A 24,056-nucleotide genomic window follows, 5' to 3' on the forward strand; every position below is an offset into this window, starting at 1 on the left:
TTTTTATTCACGTTCTTACATATTTTCAGCATAAAACGAATTAGAGAATCCCACAAGTGATAACGCCTTCTTTTACCAAAAACCTTTTTACTGTCTCAAAAGCTCTTTTATTTTATCATCAATTAAATTTTTTAAAGCTGTTAATTTCTGTTTATTTATCCTCTGCTTATCTGCTTCTTGTACCTGATAATTATAGAGCAGGCTTTGAATGGCTGGGAGCATGTTCTCCGGAAAATCCTCATATGCTCTCTCTCCTGCTTCCACTTTCGATAAAATACAGCCCTCTTTTAGATACCAATAAAAGCGCAGCATATTAAGCAGCGCGTACACAGGTTTATCCATATAAGTCATCAGACATTCGTTATAATCTGATTGTATCGAGGAAATAAAATCAGCTCTTGGAATTTGGGGGAACACTCTATCTGCCGGAGCCCCTTCCAGAGTGATCCCTCTATTTAACAGCACAGCAATATGTGCAGCCAAATCAGCATCATGCCCCTCACTCTTCTCTGTCACTTGCTTTTTATCTACTTCCATTCGTTCTCTCCAGTACTCACTATAGTGAAAAAGGTAGGAAAAGGGATGCTTCTCCTCCTTTAATTTACTTGCTAACAAAAAACTGACCTCAACCGGATAAGGATGCTTGGATTGAGAAAGAAATAACGCAGCCAGCCTCTGCTTTTGCTGTGTACTTAATGCTTTATTCAGTACAACCAGTAAATCAATATCACTATTTCCGGGCTGAAAGCTTCCCATTGCCAATGAACCATGCAGATAACAGCCAACAAATTGATCACCTGTAATTTGCTTTATCTCAGCCAGCAGATTATCTAAAAAGGATTGGACATATCCGGTAAATATATTTTCTCTCTTCATTTCTTTACCTTCCCTTCAATCATTTATCAATTCTTCATTTATCTAGTAAAATAAAGAAGAAACCATTACCGCAAACTATCCTATAAAAAAAGAGGGATTCACATGAATATAAGTCTTCGTCAAGAGCAACCAAAGGATTATCCAAAAACAGAAGCACTCATTGAACAGACATTTCGAAACGAAGAAATGAGCGATCAGCAGGAGCATCTTCTTGTACAGCGTATCCACAGGTCTGATGCCTTCATTCCTGAGTTATCCATTGTCGCAGTCAATCAGCAGAATGAAATGATTGGTCAAATCCTTTTTTCAAAAATAACCATTGAAAACAAAGATCAAGTAACAGAATCGCTTGCCCTTGCACCAGTATCCATACATCCAGATTATCAAAAACAAGGTATCGGGTCTATGCTGATGAACAGAGGATTAGAGAAAGCAAAAGAATCTGGATATACTTCTGTTATTGTACTTGGTCATCCGGATTACTATCCCCGCTTTGGGTTTAAGCCAGCCAGCTTGTGGGGAATCAAAGCACCATTTGATGTACCTGAAGAAGCGTTTATGGCACTGGAATTGGAAAAGGATGCTTTCAAAAATGTCAGTGGTGTGGTTCAATATTCAGAAGCCTTTTCGGAATAACAAATGCTATCATCAACTATATTGTTGTGTATTTAGCTGTTGAAATGAAATATCGTGGCGGGATATAAAGTGCTGATTTGAATGGGGGATTAAAAATACACAGTAAAAACATGACGCTGCCAAGAGAAAAACACAAAAGCCATTAACCACGATTTTTTTCATTTTCAAGGCTAATGGCTTTTCTATCAAATAAAGCATTTCTTAATAATTTATCTTTACTGCATAATAACCTGATTTGTAAATTCAATATCATTTGTAAAAACACCATCCACTCCATACATGATAACCCGCTGCTGTTCAACGAGCTCTGTCCGTTCATCCGTAAAAAACACATGAATCTCTTTCCCATGCTGATGCAGTTTATCAACAATATCCCTTGTAACATTACCTGAATCTACTCCAATAACATCCACATCTGCTGCTAATGCGTCCTCTAAATCAAATTTATCCGTTCCATATAAAAGCGTCAAACGGATTTCTGGCGCTAATTCCTGCAATTTTTGGAGACTTTTCTTTGAGAATGACTGAAAGCTGACATATTTGGGATCTAATAAATCATATTCCTCCAGCAGCTTGATTAATGGCTCCTCCATTTTCGTATCACCATTCACGAGATGCGACTCGAAATAATAATGTTCATTCTGTTCAAATGTCGCTGCTATTTCTTTTAATATCAGCTCTTCCGGAGCTTTTGATTCCGACATTATACGATCTCCAGTATCATGAAATGCAATTAATTCATTATCTTTTGTCATCCCTAAATCCATCTTTATCGAGTCTGCATTAGCATCCGAAGCATTTTTATAAGCTTTCTTTGTATCCTCATTGAGCATACTGTCTGCCCTGGGGTTAGCAATAATTTCTATATCAGCAGAAGCTGCCTCTGGATTCTCCGCTGCTTTCGCGTACAATGCCTCCGCTCCATACAATGCTGTTGTCTGGGGTGCGGTCGGCTTTGCTTCAAAAAATCCCGATATGATAAAGACTGCAATCACAAAACCGAGTAATATTCTACGCCATGGCATAGCGCTCACACCTGTAAAAGACAGCCCGGTCCGGATAATCTGTAATAATTGCTTTTACTTTTATATCGAGCAATTGTTTTAATGTATCCTTATCATTCACAGTCCATACACGCAGCAATCTCTTCCACCTGCCCCAAAGATAAATATGCTTTAAAAACGTATCCACTCCAATGTGCAGTGCTTCCAGGCCAAGAATATCGATATAATCCTCCGGGTGGGAAATCGGCTGGTTAATAATCCATGCAAGACGTGCATCACGGTCATAATGACGTAAACGAATCAATGCAGGCAAGTGAAAGCTGGAGTAAATTACACGATCCTTTATATCAGGAAATCTGTTTACATAGTCTATCAGCCTTTGTTCTATATTTTCATATAAATATTCGTCTGTTTTTAATTCAATATTCAATGCCGCTTCTGGATATGAACTGACTAACTGAAGCACTTCTGTTAAGGAGGGGATTTTTTCTTCCTCCCAGCTCTTGTCGTAGGTTGCGAATGATGAAAAGCAGGAATGACTTAATTGCAATTCCCGAATTTCTGAAAAAGTATATTCTGATACCGGCCCCGTCCCATTCGTTGTCCGGTTTAGCGTAGCATCATGCATCACCACAAACTCTCCGTCTTTTGTCATGTGTACATCTATTTCCAAGCCGTCTGCACCTGCTTCGAGAGCTTTCTCAAAGCTAAGCAATGTATTTTCCGGATATAGCCCCATCATACCTCTGTGTCCATATACTTTTGTCAATGTAATCCCTCCTTAGAATTAAGTTAATCTTAGATACTTAGCAGATCTATTTTTTTTGAAACATAAATCTTCTTAACTTCCGTTGTCTTACTTTAACACTTTTTCCCTTTAATCTGACCATTTAACTGATTATCTGCTCCTCCCTTCATCTAATTCCATTAAAGCATACCTGTTTCATGAAACGTTGAAATTTACCAAATCCACACCTACACTTTGCTTTCCATTCAAGTACTTTACAATGTCTTAATAAAATTCATATTTACTAAAAATCAATAGCAGAAATAAGAAAAAAAGATTTTCAGGGGAGCATTTATCTCTGCCCTGAAAATCTCTTATCCAATAAATAACTATTTATTTTAATGCCGACTTTAACTTCTTAAACCGCTCATCCAGCATTTCGTGAGCATGAACTTCCTGTGTTGCGGAAGCCTTTGCAGCGTAACTGGCAAAATTCAGTCCGGCTCCGAATATCTGTAGTGCGCCATCTCCAAGATTGCCATTTTTTAAATCCTCTATACCATCTCTTAAGAAATTATTGCTTTCATCTAAATGACAGTCAAATACCTCTTTTTTTCCTTCACTGGAAAGCTTTAAGTTTTCCAATATTTTATTTGCAGTTTCTTCTGATATACCTGCATCGACCTCACTTAACATATCATTAATCGGTTCCACAAGCTTTGCATAGACACTGTCGTACTCCTGACAATATTGCTTGATTTGTTCTCTGCGTTCTCTTGCTTCCATTACTGTACCTCTTTTCTTTTATGCAGGATTAAAATATTATGTAGCTGTCAATTCCTTATAAAAGCATGACATAGCTGCATATCCGAATCCTGAATCCATTGTTTTGATAACCTGATGTTTGCGTTGCGTGTCTCAGGACAGCAAAGTACTGCCCCTGGTAAATGCCTTCATGCTGTATCGTCATATTAAACAATTCTGATGCGGATTCATATTCTTCCCTATCTTAATACGTTTATTACTCTTTTGTGTAAAAACAAAAAGCGAATTCATTCATCTTTTCTGAGATCATACTTCACCATGCCTGAATTTTACGCTTCATTCCAACCTATCCATATCATTGTATCAAATTTTTTCATAAATTATCATGGTCTTACCCAGAGTTATGTGTTGAACACAATTTCGCTTCAATAATCAAATTCGCCCGAATTTCATAGTGAACATCCAATAAAAGTAAGTCTGCATTACTTCCAATGCAGGATAATAGTCCAATTCTTTATTTTTTCTCAACTTTACTTTGACTTTAATGTTTTAATTCGATAAGCTAACTATAGTAAAATATGGATAGGAGTAAAGACTATAATGAAAAAAACAGCTTTTAGAATTACCGGATTATTATTTTTATTGATTGCTACTTTAGGATTGGCGGCTTGCGGATCTGAAGAAACAGTTACCCTTCAAGGTGATCAAATGGGAATGAGCATGGAAGTTACACTCGATGCTAAAGATGATGAAGTAACACATCAAACCGTCAAAACAGATATACCTTATTCTACGATGATGCTTGAATCAAAGGAAGAAGCTGAAGAATTGGATGAACAAATTCGTTCAGAATTCAAACCATTTGAGGATATAGAAGGCATCGAATTTGAGATTAAATATGGAGATGACGCACTTACACAAACCATTTCTGTAGATTTAACAGCTGTTGATATGGAGGAATTAAACAGCATCCCTGGTGCCAGCCTTCCAGCTATTGAAGACGATGAGTATATTAGCTTAGAAGAAACAGTTAAAGAATTAGAAGATGCAGGATTGGAAGTAGTAGAATAATATAATTACTCACGTAACATATAACCGTACCGTGCGTGGTGCGGTTTTTCTTATGTTTTCTTCCAGTAACACTCTAATACTATCCTACCATTCTATTACTCATGGGAAACTCTTTTGACTTTCCCGTTTTAAAAGGTAGGGGAATAGTAAATATGGAAGCAGGGTGCATAGCTCCATATCTATACACCCTGCTTTTTTAATGCTCATCTATATCTTTCCCGTTACAAAAAAATCACTTTTCCCATCCATCGTTAAATTATTGAAAATTTCCCTTAACACTTCATCCGTTAATGGCACCTCGCTCAAGAAATGCAGGTCATCAAAATGACAGGATTTTTCTGCATCATGGGGATTGATCATATAGATGGTATATTCATCATCTGTGAAACGAAGCATTCCTAATACCTCATCCGTATGGAAAAGAACAAAATCACCATATTTTAATGTGTTATTTTGTTTTCTTTCAGCTATCCATTTTTGACAATGATTGAAAATATCCTGATCGATATCCTCCCACGGGAAGAATTTGCGATTATCCGGATCCTGTTCTCCTGTAAGGCCAGCTTCGTCTCCATAATAAATACAAGGAATTCCCGGAGCAATCAGTAAAAAGCTCAGCGCTAGCTTCAGCCTTTCCTTATCCTCTCCTAAAAAAGTATAAATTCGTTTCGTATCATGTGTACCAATATTATTTAGATTATTGAACAGGACATCCTTCGGATAATTTTCATGAAGCTGTGTCAGCCTTTGACAAAGCTCCTGTGGAGATTTTTCCAATTGCAGCAGGTCTAACACTGTATTTCGGAATGGATAATTCATCACACCGTGCAGATGATTTCCTAAAATATATTGACGCCGCTTTTCATAGGCAATTTTATTGGAAGCATCCTCCCAGACTTCACCAATAAGTACTTTTTCCGGATATTGGTCCAGCTTATGGCGAATGCCTGCAATAAATTCATCTGGAAGCTCATCTGCAACATCTAATCGCCATCCATCCACACCCAGCTTGCTCCATTTATCAATGACACTGCTGTCATCCTGGTAGATATAGTCTTGAAATTCTTTGTTTGATTTATCTACTTCCGGGAGGTCATCAATTCCCCACCAGGATGCATACTTATCAGGATATTCACTGAAGCTGAACCAAGGATAGTATGGACTATCCTTGCTTCGGTATGCTCCCTTGTCTTCTCCAAAAGTGCCGTCATAATTGAAATAGATACTGTTTCTCCCGACATGACTGAATACGCCATCTAAAATAACATGGATTCCTTCTGCATGAAGGTCTTCTATAATTTCCTGAAATAACGCTTCATCACCGAGCATTGGATCAATCTTCATATAATCCGCTGTATCATAACGATGATTACTTGCTGCCTGAAAAATCGGGTTCAGATAAATCGCATTGATGCCTAAATCCTTCAGATAAGGTATCTTCTGTCTGATTCCTTCTAAATTCCCGCCATAAAAATCCCAGCGCAGAATTTCACCATTAGACCCGCGTACATACATCGGAGTATCACGCTTATCACCATAGATAAAACTGTTCCGCTTCGGTTTATTTACCTTCCCGTCTTGATTTCCGTTATAAAAACGGTCCGGGAAAATCTGATAAAATACAGCTTCCCGATACCAATCCGGTGTCTGTTCTTCCTTTTCAAAGCAGGTTAACTGGTATGGAATGACTTCATGCTGCTCTTGATACAGCCGTCCTTCTCCTTTTACAGCTGACGCACCCCAATACGCTGTTAATTCCCCGCCATGATCATCCTTCCACTTCACAGAGAAATAATAAAAATACAGACCCTTTCCTTCATGAGGTGAATAGATACAGGAGAACCGATTGTCCCCTATATCCTCCATCTGATATTTTTCTTCCTCACGACTTCCATTTTCTTTTCGAATAATAAATTGTGCTTCTATCACTTGATTTTCATGGATATCCATAGAGAATGTAACCTTTTCTTCAATCTGTACAGCTCCAAATGGCTTTTTATATTCACTTATCCATGAATTATAATAAACATGTGGCATAATACTATCCTTTCTCAGTAACAAATGAATCTTTCGGCTCTATTTTCCAAATATCCTCAGCGTAACGACGGACCGTCTCATCAGAAGAAAATCTGCCTCCATTGGCAATATTGATTAAGCTCATTTTTTGCCAGAAGGTTTGATCTCCATAAGCTTTATCAATTTCCTCCTGTGCTTTTACATAGGAATCAAAATCACGCAGTAAGAAATACTCATCATTATACTTAATGAGTGAATCAAAAATCTCCCGTCCTTCATAAACGATATTTGGAATGGTTCCATCAATAAACGCATTTAAAACACGGCGGATAATTGGATTTTCATCATACAGCTGTTGCGCAGAATATTCCTGATTCTCATAATATTCATAGACCTCTTTCTCTGTGAGACCGAAGATATAAATATTATCATCACCGACTGCATCCCTGATTTCTACATTGGCACCATCCAACGTAGCAAGCGTAATAGCTCCATTCAGCATCAGCTTCATATTACTTGTACCGGAAGCTTCCTTAGAAGCAAGCGAAATTTGTTCACTGACATCTGCAGCAGGAATAATCTTCTCTGCCAGGCTGACATTATAATTCGGTAAGAAAACGATCTTTATACGATCTTTGATATCCGGATCATTATTAATTAAATTAGCTGCTTCATTAATACACTTAATAATTACTTTTGCATAATGATAGCTTGGTGCTGCTTTTGCTCCAAAGATAAATACACGCTTTTGCATATCTAAATCCGGGTTTTCCTTTAAATCCTGATAAAGCTTGATAATATGCAATAGATTTAACAGCTGGCGTTTATATGCATGCAGCCTTTTAATTTGAACATCAAAGATAGCATCTGTGGAAACTTTAATTTCCGTTGTTTCCAAAATATAATCAGCAAGTACCTGTTTGTTTATTTTCTTTGCTTCAGCTAATTTTTCTAAAACTGCTTGGTCCGATTGATAGTTCATCAGCAATTTTAAATCTCCTGAATCCTGTCTCCATGTCTTTCCAATCGTTTCATCTAATACGCTTGACATTGGTTCATTCACAATCTGCGACCATCTGCGCTGCGCAATTCCATTCGTTTTATTATTAAAACGGTCTGGATAAATAATATAAAAATCATGTAAAACAACAGATTTTAATAAATCCGAATGTAATTTTGCCACGCCATTGGTACTGTGACTGCCGATAATAGACAAATGCGCCATATGAACCTGTCCATTACGAATAATCCGGGTGCGTTCTACCAAATCATGCGGATGCAGCTCCTGCATAGTCTGTACATAACGCGCATCAATCTCTTCAATAATTTGATACATTCGTGGTAATGTGCGCTGCATTAAATCAATCGTCCATTTTTCTAATGCTTCAGCCATAATTGTATGGTTTGTATAACTCATTACTTTTACGGTGACATCCCAAGCCTGCTCCCAGGATAAATCTTCTTCATCAATTAAGATGCGCATCATTTCCGGCACACATAAGGCAGGATGCGTATCGTTAATATGGATAGAAATATATTCACTGAGATTAGAGATTGGCTTCTGAACCCGATTTTTATAGTGGCGGATAATACTTTGAATTCCTGCTGATACAAAGAAATATTCCTGCGTTAAACGGATTAAACGTCCATGTTCATTGGAATCATCTGGATAAAGAACCGCTGTTAAATCCTCCAGTTCTCTGCGTCCTTGGATACTTTGATATTTACCCTCCTCAGAATCAGGGATTTCTACAGACCATAGCCGCAGTGTATTCACCACATTATTCTCATAGCCTACCATTCCTGTATCATAAGGAACTGCCCGAAGTATACGTTCATTCTCGTACACCGGCTTTAATTTTCCTTCCATTGTTTCTGCTAAGTACACATGCCCGCCGACACGGACATCGACAGCTTTACTTTCTCTGCGTATCTCCCATATGTTCCCGCTCTGCAGCCACTCATCCGGAAGCTCTACCTGATAGCCGTCCACGAACCGCTGCTTAAAAAGTCCGTAATCGTAGCGAATTCCATTTCCATTCCCAGGAAGGCCGCAGGAAGCAATCGAATCCATAAAACAGGAAGCTAATCGTCCAAGTCCGCCATTTCCTAATGCCATATCCTTTTCCACTTCTGCCAGACTTTCTAAATTAATACCGAGATCTGTTAAAGCTTCTCTTGCCGTATCCAGCAATCCCAAATTCAATAAATTACTTTTCAGCATTCTGCCAGGTAAAAATTCAATTGAAAAATAGTAAACCTGCTTTTTATGTTTATCCACATAATACTTCCATGTATCTCTCCAAGCATCAGAGTAACGCGCCTTCACCAAAGCTCCTAATGTATAGAAAATCTCTTGCTTACTCGCGTCCTCCAGCTCTCTTGCATAATTCTCTCTCAGTCTCTGCTTTAATTCTTCTTTGAATACTTCTTTATCTAAAGCCATGTATTAAGCCTCTTTTCTGCATTATCTAAGTTCAGCTGCAAGCACTGCTTTTAAGAAATCAAATTCCAAACAAGCATATCACCTTTTTTCTTAAAAAAGCTGCTTATTCCACTTAAACTGATGCTGCTATGTGTTTTTTTCAATTTATAAGAAGGTGTTCAAAAAGCTCAAGGAAAATCACACACTGAACTTTTTGAACACACTTTTTCTATAAGTGCGTGTTCAAAAAGTCCGATAAATAGGACCAAGAAGTTCAAGGCGACGAGCTTTTTACGAACGGGCTTCCACAGGATGTGGTGACTTCTGTGTTGTCCACAAATGTTTTCGGTGGGACGAGTAATCGCAGTCCCAGGACGTGGACGGTCTTAACAGAAGTTCCTCTATGCTTTATAATACGTGAGTATCGGAAAAAGCTCGTCAACGCACTTCCGCAGGATGCGGTGACTTCTACGTTGCCCACACGACGTGGGCGTTCTTAGTAGAAGATCCTCTTATCGCCGTGTCATTTTTATTGGACTTTTTGAACATCCTCTATAATATTTCTTTGTAAAGCGCATGGTACTGTCCGCTGGATGTTTCCCAGCTGAAATCCTGTGACATTGCTGTATGCATAAGATTTCTCCAAACATCCTGCTCATCCTGATAAACATGCACTGCTTTTTTCAATGCGTCCATCATGTAGTATGGAGTAAATAAGGAAAAACCAAACCCGGTGCCTGTTTTTTCAATTGGATTATACGGTTCTACTGTATCCTTCAATCCGCCTATTTCATGAACCACCGGCAGGGTTCCGTAACGCATAGAAATCAGCTGTGATAACCCGCACGGTTCAAATTTAGATGGCATCAGGAACATGTCAGCTCCGGCATAAATCTTTTGCGCAAGTGTCACATCAAATGTAATATTTACTGCACACTTATTTGGGTACCATTCCGAAATCAATCGAAAATGGTGTTCAAATGATGGATCGCCGGTCCCCAGCAGAACAAACTGAACATCATATTGCAGCAGATTTTCCAGTTCTTCCAGGACAAGATGAAAACCTTTCTGGTGTGTCAGACGGCTGACAACCGCAATCACCGGGACCTCCTCCCGTACAGGCAGCCCCATTAACTCCTGTAATTCTTTCTTACAATCTTTTTTGCCTTCTAAGCTGGTTAAAGAATAGTTAGATTTCAACGCCGGATCTGTTTCCGGATTATTAATCTCATAATCTATTCCATTAACAATGCCGGACAGTTTTCCTTGCTCCTGTCTGAGAATTCCCTCTAAGCCGTTACCAAATTCCGCGGTTTGAATTTCCGCCGCATAAGAATGGCTGACAGTATTTACCTTGTCCGCATACACAATACCCGACTTCAGAAAGTTAATATCATTTTCAAAACGAATTGTTCCATCATGGTATTTCCTATCGCCAACTCCAAACAAATCAGATAGCACTTCCGGGTTGTATCGTCCCTGAAATTCAATATTATGAATTGTCAACACTGTTCGAATAGATTGATAAGCTTCCACCCAATGATATTTTTCTTTCAGGAGAAATGGCACCATAGCTGTATGGAAGTCATTTACATGGATAATATCAGGAATATAATCGACTGCTTCCATCATCTCAATCAGGGCAAGCTGAAAGAAAGCAAAGCGTTCTCCATCATCATAAAAACCATATAAATCATCCCGGTTAAAATAATACAGGTTATCAATAAAATAATAGGTGACATTGTCCATTTCTAAACGTTCAATACCACAATATTGATTTCTCCAGCCTACATCTATGGATAAAGCGCCTACGTGCTCACAGCGTTCCCTGTACGCAGCCGGCATCTTTTTGTGAAGTGGCAGTACGACTGCCACTTCTATATCTTTCTTTGCTAATTCCTTTGGTAGCGCACCAATCACATCTCCGAGACCGCCTGTCTTAAAAAACGGTGCACATTCCGCACTAGCAAATAATAATTTCATGTATATTTTTCCCCCTATCTCTCTATATCGCTGACTGCTACTCCATTTGCGAGGATATCATTGGTTACATGCTGGTATTTTTCAATAACAACCGGGTTTTCTCTTGTTCCAATTATCTGTACACCCGGATCCACGACCACCTCTTTATCCAGAATAGCGTTCTGGACCCTCGCGCCAGCACATATTTTTGCATTCGGCATAATGATAGAGTCGATGACTTCTGTTCCTTTATCCAACACTGTACCACGGGATATGGAGGATCCTTCTACCTTACCTTCAATAATACATCCTGTGGCAAAATGGCTGTTATTTACTTCTGATGAGTCTGAATAATATGTTGGAACTTCATTTTTTAATTTGGTATATATTTTTTGATTAGAATAGAGGAGAGAACTGAATTTTTGTTGATTAAGCATATCAAGTGATGCATTATAGTACGAGTTAATGTCAAAAATATTACTTAGATAACCCGTGTGTTCATAAGTTGAGCTTTTTACAGTATGAATTTTTTTGCGAAGAAAATCTTGGATGTCGGCTGGAGTTCCCTCCTGCTGGCCTTCCTTCAACTGCCGGATCAGCCAATTTGTCTGAACAATATAAATATCCATGCAGAGATTCTCCTGATCCGCAGTCTGCAAATGCTCCATATACGGACGCACTTCTGTAATCTGCCCATTTTCAGTCAAAGATAATACGGCATCTGTCTGACATATTTTTTCAGATTCAACCTTTTTATAAACAACTGTCATTTCATTATTTTGCTGCTGATGAATTTTTAAAACGGCACGTAAGTCAATATTACAAATCATTTTACTGCTCATATAAACCGTATACTCTGATTTAGATTTTTCCAGATAATCAATCAGTGGACGGTAATAGCTTTGATTATGTGCTTTTAATTTCAAAAAGTCCTGGTAAAGATGAATAAAGAAACGGTTATGCACGCCATCTAAATTCCATTCTTTTCCCCCGCCGATATGATCGAATACAGATTGTGTTTCACCTTCATTAAAAATCATATAAACTGTATTTATATTGGCATTAACAATACTGGAAAGCGGAAAATCAATCAGTCTGTATTTGCAGGCAAACGGTAATGTTGCTAATGGCCTCTCATTGGTTAATGGAAGTAAAGCGTTATAGCGTTGAATATTCCCTAAAACAGCACAAATTTTATTAGCCCTCATCCATCGTCACTCCAATCACTTCAGAATAACCTACTACTCCTATATCTTCCGTTCCATCAATTACTGTATTATCGCCAACAACCGCATCTTCCCCGATAATTGCCCGGTGAATACTTACATTCCTGCCAATACTTGCTCCCGGCATAATAAAGCTGTCTGTAATTTGCGATCCTTCTTTTACCTGCACATCATTTGACAGAATACTATTTTTAATACTTCCTGCAACATAGCACCCATCAACAATTAAAGAATCCGTCACAGACGCAGTGTCTGTTAAAAAGTTTGGTGGTGAAATGGTATTTCTCGAATACACGCGCCATGATTTATCCCGGATATTCAGATTCATCTCAGGATTAATAAATTCCATATTTGCTTCCCATAGGGAGTCAATTGTTCCAACGTCCTTCCAATAACCGTCAAAGCGGTAAACAAATACATTCTCACCGCTTTCCAAGTAAGAAGGAATAACGTGTTTTCCAAAATCCAGCATATGATCGTCTTTGGAATAACTGCTTAATAGAACTTCTCTTAATCTGCTCCAATCAAAAATATAGATTCCCATTGATGCGAGGTTACTTTTTGGATTCTCGGGTTTTTCTTCAAACTCAATAATACGGTCGTTTTCATCTGTGTTCATGATTCCAAAACGGGAAGCTTCTTTTTCAGGGACTTTCAGTACTGCAACAGTTAATGAAGCCTCATTCGCTTTATGCGTTTCCAGCATCTCTTCATAATCCATCTTATAAATATGATCTCCAGATAACACAAGCAGATATTCAGGATTCATCTCATCGATATAAGCAATATTCTGATAAATAGCATGAGCTGTACCTTCAAACCATTTACCGCCCTCTGAACCGGCGTAAGGCTGAAGAATTGTCACACCGGAATTAATTCCATCAAGTCCCCAGCTTGTCCCATTATCTACGTGGTTATTTAATGCCAACGGCTGGTACTGTGTCACAACACCTACATTTTTTATCCCAGAATTGGCGCAATTACTTAGAGTGAAATCAATTATACGATACCTTCCTCCAAACGGAACAGCAGGTTTAGCAATATTTTTTGTTAATTTCCCCAATCGTGACCCTTTTCCTCCTGCAAGAATCATTGCTAGCATCTCATTTTTCATATACGCGGTGAAAGCAGCCTTTCACCTGTCCCCCTTTCAACTACTCTTCTAAATTTGTTGTAAAAAATGAAGCATGTAATTCAGCTTATATATATTGGAAAATCACTTAGCCGCCGGTGGTTTTCTTGATACTTTAATACTCTCAGGACGCAGAATTAACGCTCCCAGCGCGGGTACAACAGTTTTTATGCGGTAAGGATACTCCTTAAAAGGAACGTCCTCTGTCAATTGATCAGGGTTATGCTCTTCCCATGTACCGCCAAATTCTTTCATTTCTGTATTCCATATTTCTTTGTAGCTTCCTTGATAGGGAACGCCGATATGAAAATCCTGACGCTCTACAGGGGTCATATTTAAAACAATAATCAGAAAATATTTTTTCTTCTTACTTTTCCGAATAAAACTAAGCACAGAATCGTTATGATTATCTGCATCGATAATTGAAATGGTGTCATAGCTCTCTTCCAGCTCCCATAGTGCCGGCTGTTCTTTATAGAATTGGTTCAGACTGGAAGTAAAGTGCTGCATTCTTTTGTTCATTACGTCGTCTAAATCGCGCCATTCCAAGCCTTCATCATACTTCCATTCTAAAAATTGTCCCCATTCACTTCCCATAAATAAGAGCTTTTTTCCTGGATGGGAGATCATATACGTATACAAATTGCGCAATTGCGAAAATTGTTTGTATCTGTCGCCCCACATCTTATGCATCAAGCTCTTCTTTCCATGAACTACCTCATCATGCGAGAGCGGCAGAATATAATTTTCCTGCATCATATACATAAAGGAGAAAGTAATTAAATTGAAATGGTCCTTTCGAAATGCCGGGTCCATTTCATAAAATTTAAGCACATCATTCATCCAGCCCATATTCCACTTATAATCAAAACCGAGTGCACCTGTCTCAGCCAGTCCTGTAATCTGGGTATCAGAAGAACTCTCCTCTGCAACCATAATAGCTTCTGGATGTGCCAGCTTGATAACTGCATTCAGTTTCTGCAGAAAATAATATCCTTCATAATTTCTGTTTCCACCTTCATGATTCGGCTCCCAAGGACCATCATCATAATCTAAATAAAGCATGCTGGAAACTGCATCAACACGGATACCGTCAATATGGTACATCTCCAGCCAAAACATTGCACTTGAGATGAGGAAGGATTGCACCTCCGGCTTGCCTAAGTCAAAATTAACAGAACCCCACCGGACATTCGCTGCCCGATCCGGGTTCTGATATTCAAATTGAGAGGTGCCGTCATACTTTGCAAGAGCATCATCGTTAATGCAGAAATGCCCGGGAACCCAATCCACAAACACTCCGATATTATTCTTATGGCATTCCTCTACAAAGTCCTGAAACTCCTCCGGTTTGCCATAGTAAGAGCTTAAAGCAAAATATCCTATCAGCTGATATCCCCAAGATGCACCCAATGGATGCTCCATGAGCGGCATGAATTCAATATGGGTATACCCCATTTCTTTTACATAAGGAATTAATTCTTCCTTTAGTTCTGCAAAAGAATAAGGGGTCCCATCTTCACGATGCTTCCAGGAGCTGGCATGTACCTCATAGATATTTATGGGGCGCCTGAAGAAATTAGAACGCTTCTTTCTGCCGTACCATAAGCCGTCCTTCCATTTTTTTTGCGGAACATGATGAATGACAGCAGCATTGTCCGGGCGTTTCTCAAAAGCAAAGGCAAATGGATCAATTTTATAAACCTCTCTGCCATCTTCCTGGCGCACCTTATATTTATATAAATCATTTTCTGCAGGCTTTGTGGTGAATACCTCCCAATAACCATATTCTTCATTTTTTTGCATCGGCAAGGATTCATCCCAATTATTAAATGTTCCTACCAGCCATATCTGTTGTGCGTTAGGAGCCCAGACACGGAAAACAAAGCCTGTCCCCTCGTCCCGCTCTTCCTGGTGATAACCGAAAACATGCTGACTATAAAAATTTTCGCCAGTGTGAAACCTTTTTATTGCATCTTCTGTTTCCAATTCCAAATACTCATTTGTATGCATTTCTTCACCCCGCTACTCATTAAAGCTTATTCTTGAGGAGACTTTCAGCTGGTTACATTGGTTACTTCCGAAATAGCTGCTGAAAAAGCTTTTATTTTTTCCTCTGCAGCCTCTTCACTTCCTGCTTTCACACCGATATAGAACTTGATTTTAGGCTCTGTCCCGGAAGGCCGTGCCGCTATCCAGCTCTCATCCTCCAAAAAGTATTTCAATACATCTGAAGCCGGTGTGTTCAATGAGGTTACTGAACCATCAGCGTGTACTTTTTCCTGTGTTTTATAATCTTCTGTACTGACAACCTTTATTCCTCCGAAAGATGCCGGAGATTCTTCCCGCAGCTGCCTCATTAAAGAAGCTATTTTCGCTGATCCTTCTAAACCGCTCATTGTAATAGAAATTGTTTTTTCCTGATAGCAGCCATACTCAGCAAAGATTTCCTGCAATGCATCGTATAAGGTTTCATCTTTCTGCTTGTAGTAGGTAGCAACTTCAGCAATCAATACAAGCGCCTGAATGGCATCTTTATCCCTGACAAATGGTTTTACCAGATAGCCGTAGCTCTCTTCGAACCCAAACATAAATGTCTGCGATCCATCCTCCTGATACTGCTGAATTTTTTCAGCGATAAATTTAAAGCCTGTAAGCACATTGACCATTTTAGTTTGATATTTTTCAGCAATTGCTGTAGAGAGCTCACTCGAAACAATCGATTTTAATACCACAGCATTTTCCGGAAGCGTATTTGCTTCTTTCCGTGCTTTCAAAATATAATCCAGCATCAGCGCTCCAATTTGGTTACCGCTTAACACTTTATACGTTTCGTCCGGAAGCTTAACAGCGACACCCAGACGGTCGGCATCCGGATCGGTTGCCACCAGCAAATCTGCACCTTCTTTTTCACCTAAAGAAATAGCATATTCGAACGCTGAATGCTCCTCCGGATTAGGTGATTTGACAGTAGTAAAGTCAGGATCAGTGACACTTTGTTCAGGGACAAGAGAAAATCCTTTAAACCCGGCTTGTTCTAATGCTTTCTCTCCAAGCATTTTCCCAGCACCATGCAGCGGTGTAAAAACAAGCTTTAAATCCTTCCCTTCTCTTGATACAAGTTCCCTGTCAATTGTTACTGTATCTACTTCCTGTAAATAAGCATCATCTACTTCTTTACCAATGATTTTCAGAAGACCTTTTTCTTTTGCCTCTTCTTCCGATAATACTTCTATTTGCAGCGGATTCTCTACAGAGCGGACATATTCTGTTAACGCATCTGCATCTTTCGGCGGCATTTGTCCTCCGCTTTCTCCATAAATTTTATAGCCATTATAATTTGCGGGATTATGTGATGCAGTAATCATAATTCCTGTAAATGTATTTAAATGTCTTACAGCAAAGGATAATTCAGGAGTTGGACGCAGTGATTCGAATACATAGGCCGGGATCCCGTGACGTGCAAGTGTCCTTGCAGCTTCCAGAGCAAATTCAGGAGACTTATGTCTGGAATCGTAGGCAATCGCTACCCCCCTGGATTTATTCTCTTCTGTCTGACTTTCCATAAATCGGGCCAGACCTTCTGTAGCCTGTCTCACCGTATAAATGTTCATTCGATTAATTCCCGGGCCAAGTATTCCACGCATGCCGGCAGTACCAAATTCTAAGGGATGTGAGAAAGCATCTTCTAATTCTGTTTCATTTTTTAAGAGACTTTCTAATTCTGTTTTGAGCTCTCTATCAAGAGCTTCTTCATTCTTCCATTGTTCATAGGTGCTTTGATATGACATAAACATTCCCCCTTCAACATTAAAAACAATGCACTTCTCTCACTGCTATTTAGAAATAACTTTATATTTTCCAGAAAATACTAGAAATTGGTACAAAAAAACATCGCTTTCCCCCATTATTATATATTGTTAATATATGGAATGGTTCTATGTTATACATGATAACATGACTGCGATGTTTACGTTTTGTTTAAAAATATTCCCTTGAAATATATTCTATTTTGCTCTCCGGCCGCTTTTCAAGCTGTCTAAAAATGACAAAATATTCTAAATTTTGGAGATGTAGACAAATTTCCTGCACAGCCAAATAGCACTCATTTCTATTTAACAGCAAGAAGGTTATTTGAGTTCATTATACTATAAATCCTTACAGAATTATACATTGAATTTAAGAAAAAGAGATTAATTTCATAATTTATTCAGATAAATATAAATGAAGTTATTTTTATTGCTTATCTACTCAACTTTCGCACTTTAAAAAGAAACTTCCTATCCATAGGAATAGGGGTTGATCATTTCTTCCGTATATCTGTTGATAAAGATAGAAGGTAAGGTGTAAAGCTGTAAAGCGACCGCTACGGCGGACCGTTTTGCTTTCCTAGGGGCACGCTCTTCAGCTAACTTTTGCCAAGAAGAGCACTTGGCAAAAGTGGATCTTCAGATGGTGCTTAATCCCTCAGGAGTCAAAACGGTCCGCCTCCGCTAGCAGGGTGGGTTCTATACTGAAATAACTGGACAAATAAAAGGCAGATCTAACAGAACAAATTTTTTGTGTTAAATGGTAAACATGCCTAGTAATCCTTATTTCTGATGCATGAAAGCTATTCTCGATATGAATTATTCATGCTGTCATGATTTGAACTGTTAAAAACCATTTGAAACATCAGCATGATTGTTTATTTAGGCTAAAAAACGATGATTTCATTTTACTTTATCAGGATATTATTTCTTCCTTGTGCTGTAGAATCCTATTAGAGCGCAGGCCAACCACGTAGACTCCTATGGGAACAGGGCGAGCTGAAGATCCACTTGAAAAGCGGGTTTCTTTTCAAGTTAGCTGAAGCCGTCCCCATGGAAAGCGGAGTGGTTGGCCGGAGCGGAAGCTATACACAATAATCTGTTCAAAAAATAAAAAGATGAATTAACTAAAAACAAGCATGATAATAGAGACCATGTACAGCCTGGAATAGCAAGGTCAGTGTATTTATTCTTAGGTGCGAAAGTTGAGTTATCTATAAAAAATATAAACTCTTATAATAGAATAACTTTCTATTTAAATATGGTCCCTGAAGATGCGAACAATCAGATAATCCCTCATTATTTTTCAGTTAAAACTCTGTTATGATTAAAATAAATAACAGAAAGAAAGGAGATTTGCATATTGTTACATGCTCTGGCAAAGACAGCCGATATATTAAATGAAAATAATATAATCTGGGGACTTGGCGGCTCATTAATGCTTCATATGCACGGGATAATAGATAATCCAAATGATATTGATCTCTTAGTTTCGGAAAATCATGCTCCTCTTGCCGGAAAAGTGCTGGATAACCTGGGGGAAAGAAAAGAAACGGTTCACTCCCCGCCTTTTAAAACAGCATTCTTTGCTAAATATAGAGTAGAAAATACACCAGTTGATTTAATGGGCGGTTATTCTATCATACATGAGGAAGGTACTTATAAACTTGCGTTTGAGAAAAATAATATTGCAGATAGCACAAGCTTTAATGGGAAAACCATATACTTGTCATCTTTGGAAGACTGGTATGTATTATATAGTTTAATGCCGAACAGAGAAGAAAAGGTTCATCTCATTGAACAGCACTTTAAAGAAAAAGGAATTAACCACCCCGATCTGCTCATAAAAGCATTAAGGCAGCCTTTACCGGAACCGCTAAGAAATAAAATACAGTATTTTCTATCATTAGAAGACAGTTAAAAAATTCAAATAGAAAAAACCTGCATTCTCTGTGCAAATACAGAAAATACAGGTTTCTTCTATATTATTGTGCCAACGCTTGTGAATGCGCAGAGGAGGCTTTTTTGCCATGCAGAGCAGCGTATAATCCTGCAGTTGCCAGAACAACGATACCTAACACGATGTAAAGTGTGCTGTGTCCAATAGCCGGCGCAATAAGACCAAGCAAGTATGGTCCAAAACCTAATCCTCCATCTAAGAAGATAAAGAAGGTGGATGTAGCCAGCCCCATACGATGCGGCGGTGTCAATTTGACCGCAATAGCCTGTGTACAGGATTGCATATTACCAAAACCCAGCCCAATTAATACACCAGCCAGTAATAATGTGAATCCGCTATGCGCAAATCCCAGCACAATCATACCGATTGTAAACAGAACAAACGCAGGATACATCACGATATTGGCTCCTTTTAAATCTATTAAACGGCCGGTAAATGGACGTGAAAGTAATACAGCAATGGAATAAACAAGGAAGAATACACTNTCTGTTCAAAAAATAAAAAGATGAATTAACTAAAAACAAGCATGATAATAGAGACCATGTACAGCCTGGAATAGCAAGGTCAGTGTATTTATTCTTAGGTGCGAAAGTTGAGTTATCTATAAAAAATATAAACTCTTATAATAGAATAACTTTCTATTTAAATATGGTCCCTGAAGATGCGAACAATCAGATAATCCCTCATTATTTTTCAGTTAAAACTCTGTTATGATTAAAATAAATAACAGAAAGAAAGGAGATTTGCATATTGTTACATGCTCTGGCAAAGACAGCCGATATATTAAATGAAAATAATATAATCTGGGGACTTGGCGGCTCATTAATGCTTCATATGCACGGGATAATAGATAATCCAAATGATATTGATCTCTTAGTTTCGGAAAATCATGCTCCTCTTGCCGGAAAAGTGCTGGATAACCTGGGGGAAAGAAAAGAAACGGTTCACTCCCCGCCTTTTAAAACAGCATTCTTTGCTAAATATAGAGTAGAAAATACACCAGTTGATTTAATGGGCGGTTATTCTATCATACATGAGGAAGGTACTTATAAACTTGCGTTTGAGAAAAATAATATTGCAGATAGCACAAGCTTTAATGGGAAAACCATATACTTGTCATCTTTGGAAGACTGGTATGTATTATATAGTTTAATGCCGAACAGAGAAGAAAAGGTTCATCTCATTGAACAGCACTTTAAAGAAAAAGGAATTAACCACCCCGATCTGCTCATAAAAGCATTAAGGCAGCCTTTACCGGAACCGCTAAGAAATAAAATACAGTATTTTCTATCATTAGAAGACAGTTAAAAAATTCAAATAGAAAAAACCTGCATTCTCTGTGCAAATACAGAAAATACAGGTTTCTTCTATATTATTGTGCCAACGCTTGTGAATGCGCAGAGGAGGCTTTTTTGCCATGCAGAGCAGCGTATAATCCTGCAGTTGCCAGAACAACGATACCTAACACGATGTAAAGTGTGCTGTGTCCAATAGCCGGCGCAATAAGACCAAGCAAGTATGGTCCAAAACCTAATCCTCCATCTAAGAAGATAAAGAAGGTGGATGTAGCCAGCCCCATACGATGCGGCGGTGTCAATTTGACCGCAATAGCCTGTGTACAGGATTGCATATTACCAAAACCCAGCCCAATTAATACACCAGCCAGTAATAATGTGAATCCGCTATGCGCAAATCCCAGCACAATCATACCGATTGTAAACAGAACAAACGCAGGATACATCACGATATTGGCTCCTTTTAAATCTATTAAACGGCCGGTAAATGGACGTGAAAGTAATACAGCAATGGAATAAACAAGGAAGAATACACTTGCTGTACTTACTAGATCCAGCTCTATCGCATAGGAATTAAGGAAGGACAGAACACTGGAATAGCAAAGAGCTAAAATAAGAGTGATAATTGCAATCGGCACAGCTCTTGGCTCTACAAATTGAGCAATAAAACGTCCTTCTTCTTCTTTTTCTATCTTTTTCTCTTCCTCTGTCTCCACAATAACTGGGATTTTCACAAAAAAGATAGTGAAGAAACTGATAATACCTATTGCTAAACAGAGACCAAATATCCCTTGCATACTGGTGTGCTGGCTCATATACAAACCGACGAACGGTCCTAAAGCAGTGGACAGGGTGGCACTCATACTGTAGTAGCCGATCCCTTCGCCCTTTCTTTCGGCCGGAATAATTTGAGCTACAATGGTACCAGTCGCTGTGCTTGCAAAACCGAGTCCAATACCATGAATAAACCGGTTAAGGAGTAAAAAGCCGATACCAAAATTAAAGAAATATAAAGCAGTAGCTAAAATAAATATAATAGCTCCGATAAATAATGTTCTTTTCTGACCAAATTTTTCAATATAACGGCCAATAAAAAGACGCCCAATCAGTGCGCCGACAATAAATATACCAACAACTAATCCTGATTGACTTGCAGATGCATTAAATTCTTCTGCTGCATAAACTCCCATCACAACAACAAGAAGATAAAAAACAAGTGTCAATAAAAAATTAACTGCGGAGACGATAATAAAATCTTTTGTCCATAACTTCGATTTGTTACTCACTATAAAACCCTTCTTTACTTTATATATTATCTTGAATCTTCATTAAAAATTGAAAAGCAGTCTGCTGCTCTTCTTCCGATAGCCCCTTAGAAATATGATGCTCTAAAGCTGTGATCTCTTCCCTGCATATTTGATAAATATGTTTCCCTTCAGTGGTCAACTCCATAATTTTCTCTCTGCGGTTGGCACTCGGAACTTCTTCAATTAAACCTAGCTCCTGCAGCCGATGGACACGTCTTGTAATGCTCGGCTTCTCAACTTGGTAATAATTCGAAATATCAACCAGCGTGGAGGTTCCTTCATCTTTTAAGTACACAATAACCTGCCATAATGAATAAGAGAGCTGATATTTTTCCAGCAGCTCATTCAGGCTTTTCATTAACGGCCGGTAAATTCTTATATATTGCCGGAATAAACCTTCCATATTATTTCCCTCCGAAAAATAATTAACTAGGGTAACTATTAACCTAGGTAACTATACATCTTATTTTTATGTTTGTCAAGACCTCCTTTTCATGTAAACGCACACATGAAAAACACCTATTTTCTTCTTCTTTACAGATGCCTATGATAGCATAAGGTAAGAAAGAGAATAATTTCTTCTTTTAAAGAGTAAAGGAGGGTTTCCTATTGCGTGCGAAAGCTTATTGGTTAACAAATGCTACACTGGAAACAGGATATCAGGTGCAGCATGGAATAATTTCCGGTACACAGACAGATACATTTCATATACAGATTGAGAATGGAAAAATAAAAGAAATTTTACCAGCTAAAGTATCAATTGCATCTGACCTGCCCAAATACGATGCAAAGCAATATCTGATGCTCCCATCATTTAGAGACATGCATATCCATCTGGATAAAACCTATTATGGCGGAAAGTGGAAGGCTCCTTCTATTCCTAAAAATGGCATTTGGACAAGGCTGCAGGAGGAAGAGAAGCTGATTCCTGAACTACTTCCTCAAGCAGCTGACAGAGCAAAGAAATTAATGGATTTACTTCTATCTGCGGGGACGACACATATCCGTTCTCACTGTAATGTAGGACCAATTGAAGGACTGCATCATTTGGAAGCACTTCTGCGTGCTGCAGAGGACTATCAGGATAAAGCCTTTGTAGAAATTGTTGCTTTTCCGCAGCAAGGTATGCTCAGAAGCAATGCAGCCAGCTTTGTCCGGGACGCATTGCGAAATGGTGCCGGTTATGTGGGAGGCGTTGATCCAGCCAGCATTGACGACGATATAGAAAAATCCTTACAAACAGTTATGGAACTTGCTGTAGAAGGAGACGCGAAAATTGATATTCATCTGCATGAAACTGGACAATTAGGTATTTTTACAATGAAACGATTAGCGGCGCTGACAGAGGAAGCTGGCTGGCAGGGAAGAGTAACACTCAGTCACGCATTTGCACTGGCCGATATTCACGGAAATGAACTTGATGAAATGGCAGAAATCCTTGCACAGCAAGGTATATCTATTGCTTCTTCTGTTTCATTATCAAAAACGATTCCTATCCCTTTCTTACATCAAAAAGGTGTTGAGGTATTCTTAGGTGATGATAGTATTATCGATCATTGGTCGCCATTCGGAAAAGGCGACAGCTTAGAAAAGACGGGTCTGCTTGCAGAACGTTTCGGCTTAAGCGATGAACGCGCTCTTGGACAAACCCTTCAATATATTACTGGCGGTATTACACCTCTTGGCAAAGACGGTGAACAAGTATGGCCAAAACATGGAGATACTGCCAGCTTTGTATTAGCAGATGCAAGCTGCTCTGCTGAAGCTGTAGCCAGAAGAGCACCAAGAAAAGCAGTGTTTTATCAAGGAAAGCAGATCACAGGCAGTTTACGTTGATAAATCTAT

At 38.7% G+C, this 24,056-nt stretch carries 18 protein-coding genes and 1 pseudogene; 5 read left to right on the plus strand and 14 right to left on the minus strand.

Annotated features, from left to right (window positions below; all coding sequences use genetic code 11):
- Positions 1-87: 87 nt before the first annotated feature.
- The gene (locus BN1068_RS20775) at positions 88-876 is read right to left on the minus strand and encodes an aminoglycoside adenylyltransferase domain-containing protein (protein ID WP_077604725.1); all 789 of its coding nucleotides are present in this window, start codon (positions 874-876) and stop codon (positions 88-90) included.
- A 102-nt stretch (positions 877-978) separates the two neighbouring features.
- Between BN1068_RS20775 and BN1068_RS20780 the strand changes: the two genes are divergently transcribed.
- On the plus strand, positions 979-1,512 hold the full coding sequence (locus tag BN1068_RS20780; RefSeq protein WP_077604726.1) for a GNAT family N-acetyltransferase: 534 nt from the start codon (positions 979-981) through the stop codon (positions 1,510-1,512).
- Between the two features lie 215 nt (positions 1,513-1,727).
- Here BN1068_RS20780 and BN1068_RS20785 read toward each other — a convergent pair whose 3' ends face one another.
- From BN1068_RS20785 to BN1068_RS20795, 3 genes are all read right to left on the minus strand, one after another.
- Positions 1,728-2,537 carry a glycerophosphodiester phosphodiesterase gene (locus tag BN1068_RS20785; protein ID WP_077604727.1) on the minus strand — a complete coding sequence of 270 codons (810 nt, stop codon included), beginning with the start codon at positions 2,535-2,537 and terminating at the stop codon, positions 1,728-1,730.
- Positions 2,524-3,285 (minus strand): glycerophosphodiester phosphodiesterase family protein, encoded by a 762-nt coding sequence (locus tag BN1068_RS20790; RefSeq protein WP_139344902.1) that lies wholly within the window; start codon positions 3,283-3,285, stop codon positions 2,524-2,526. The genes BN1068_RS20785 and BN1068_RS20790 overlap by 14 nt, the downstream gene beginning before the upstream one ends.
- A gap of 351 nt (positions 3,286-3,636) precedes the next feature.
- Complete coding sequence (locus tag BN1068_RS20795) at positions 3,637-4,029, minus strand: hypothetical protein (protein WP_077604728.1); 393 nt, start codon at positions 4,027-4,029, stop codon at positions 3,637-3,639.
- Positions 4,030-4,608: 579 nt separating this feature from the next.
- Between BN1068_RS20795 and BN1068_RS20800 the strand changes: the two genes are divergently transcribed.
- Positions 4,609-5,079 (plus strand): DUF1307 domain-containing protein, encoded by a 471-nt coding sequence (locus BN1068_RS20800; protein ID WP_077604729.1) that lies wholly within the window; start codon positions 4,609-4,611, stop codon positions 5,077-5,079.
- Positions 5,080-5,286: 207 nt separating this feature from the next.
- On the opposite strand, the gene BN1068_RS20805 is transcribed toward BN1068_RS20800, so the two are convergent.
- The 7 genes from BN1068_RS20805 to BN1068_RS20835 all read right to left on the minus strand — a co-directional run bounded on the left by BN1068_RS20805 (position 5,287) and on the right by BN1068_RS20835 (position 17,631).
- Positions 5,287-7,116: a glycoside hydrolase family 13 protein gene (locus tag BN1068_RS20805; RefSeq protein ID WP_077604730.1), complete on the minus strand. Its 1,830-nt coding sequence runs from the start codon at positions 7,114-7,116 to the stop codon at positions 5,287-5,289.
- Positions 7,117-7,120: 4 nt separating this feature from the next.
- Entirely contained in the window at positions 7,121-9,541 is a 2,421-nt protein-coding gene (locus BN1068_RS20810) for a glycogen/starch/alpha-glucan phosphorylase (RefSeq protein ID WP_077604731.1), read from the minus strand.
- Between the two features lie 531 nt (positions 9,542-10,072).
- Positions 10,073-11,503, minus strand: a complete 1,431-nt coding sequence (gene glgA, locus BN1068_RS20815; RefSeq protein ID WP_077604732.1) for a glycogen synthase GlgA — start codon at positions 11,501-11,503, stop codon at positions 10,073-10,075.
- A gap of 14 nt (positions 11,504-11,517) precedes the next feature.
- Positions 11,518-12,690: a glucose-1-phosphate adenylyltransferase subunit GlgD gene (glgD, locus tag BN1068_RS20820; RefSeq protein WP_077604733.1), complete on the minus strand. Its 1,173-nt coding sequence runs from the start codon at positions 12,688-12,690 to the stop codon at positions 11,518-11,520.
- The gene (locus BN1068_RS20825) at positions 12,680-13,822 is read right to left on the minus strand and encodes a glucose-1-phosphate adenylyltransferase (RefSeq protein ID WP_077604734.1); all 1,143 of its coding nucleotides are present in this window, start codon (positions 13,820-13,822) and stop codon (positions 12,680-12,682) included. Before BN1068_RS20825 ends, glgD begins: the two co-directional genes overlap by 11 nt.
- 102 nt (positions 13,823-13,924) lie before the next feature.
- A complete protein-coding gene (gene glgB / locus BN1068_RS20830; RefSeq protein ID WP_077604735.1) occupies positions 13,925-15,853 on the minus strand; it encodes a 1,4-alpha-glucan branching protein GlgB in 1,929 nt (642 codons plus the stop codon).
- Positions 15,854-15,897: 44 nt separating this feature from the next.
- Positions 15,898-17,631, minus strand: coding sequence for a phospho-sugar mutase (locus BN1068_RS20835; RefSeq protein WP_077604736.1), 1,734 nt, complete (start codon positions 17,629-17,631; stop codon positions 15,898-15,900).
- A 1,381-nt stretch (positions 17,632-19,012) separates the two neighbouring features.
- Between BN1068_RS20835 and BN1068_RS20840 the strand changes: the two genes are divergently transcribed.
- A complete protein-coding gene (locus BN1068_RS20840; protein ID WP_077604737.1) occupies positions 19,013-19,570 on the plus strand; it encodes a nucleotidyltransferase family protein in 558 nt (185 codons plus the stop codon).
- 64 nt (positions 19,571-19,634) lie between these two features.
- On the opposite strand, the pseudogene BN1068_RS20845 reads toward BN1068_RS20840, so the two are convergent.
- A pseudogene (locus tag BN1068_RS20845) lies at positions 19,635-20,093 on the minus strand (MFS transporter); the annotation flags it as partial.
- A gap of 266 nt (positions 20,094-20,359) precedes the next feature.
- Between BN1068_RS20845 and BN1068_RS20850 the strand changes: the two are divergent.
- Positions 20,360-20,917, plus strand: coding sequence for a nucleotidyltransferase family protein (locus BN1068_RS20850; protein ID WP_077604737.1), 558 nt, complete (start codon positions 20,360-20,362; stop codon positions 20,915-20,917).
- A 64-nt stretch (positions 20,918-20,981) separates the two neighbouring features.
- Here the strand turns inward: BN1068_RS20850 and BN1068_RS20855 are convergent, their stop codons facing one another.
- Positions 20,982-22,193 (minus strand): MFS transporter, encoded by a 1,212-nt coding sequence (locus tag BN1068_RS20855; protein WP_077604739.1) that lies wholly within the window; start codon positions 22,191-22,193, stop codon positions 20,982-20,984.
- A gap of 16 nt (positions 22,194-22,209) precedes the next feature.
- On the minus strand, positions 22,210-22,614 hold the full coding sequence (locus BN1068_RS20860; protein WP_077604740.1) for a MarR family winged helix-turn-helix transcriptional regulator: 405 nt from the start codon (positions 22,612-22,614) through the stop codon (positions 22,210-22,212).
- 206 nt (positions 22,615-22,820) lie between these two features.
- On the opposite strand from BN1068_RS20860, the gene BN1068_RS20865 reads away from it, so the two are divergent.
- Positions 22,821-24,047, plus strand: coding sequence for an amidohydrolase (locus BN1068_RS20865; RefSeq protein ID WP_077604741.1), 1,227 nt, complete (start codon positions 22,821-22,823; stop codon positions 24,045-24,047).
- The last annotated feature ends 9 nt before the right edge of the window (positions 24,048-24,056 follow it).

Origin of the sequence: Oceanobacillus sojae (genome assembly GCF_900162665.1) — a bacterium.
Classification (GTDB): Bacteria; Bacillota; Bacilli; order Bacillales; family Amphibacillaceae; genus Oceanobacillus; species Oceanobacillus sojae_A.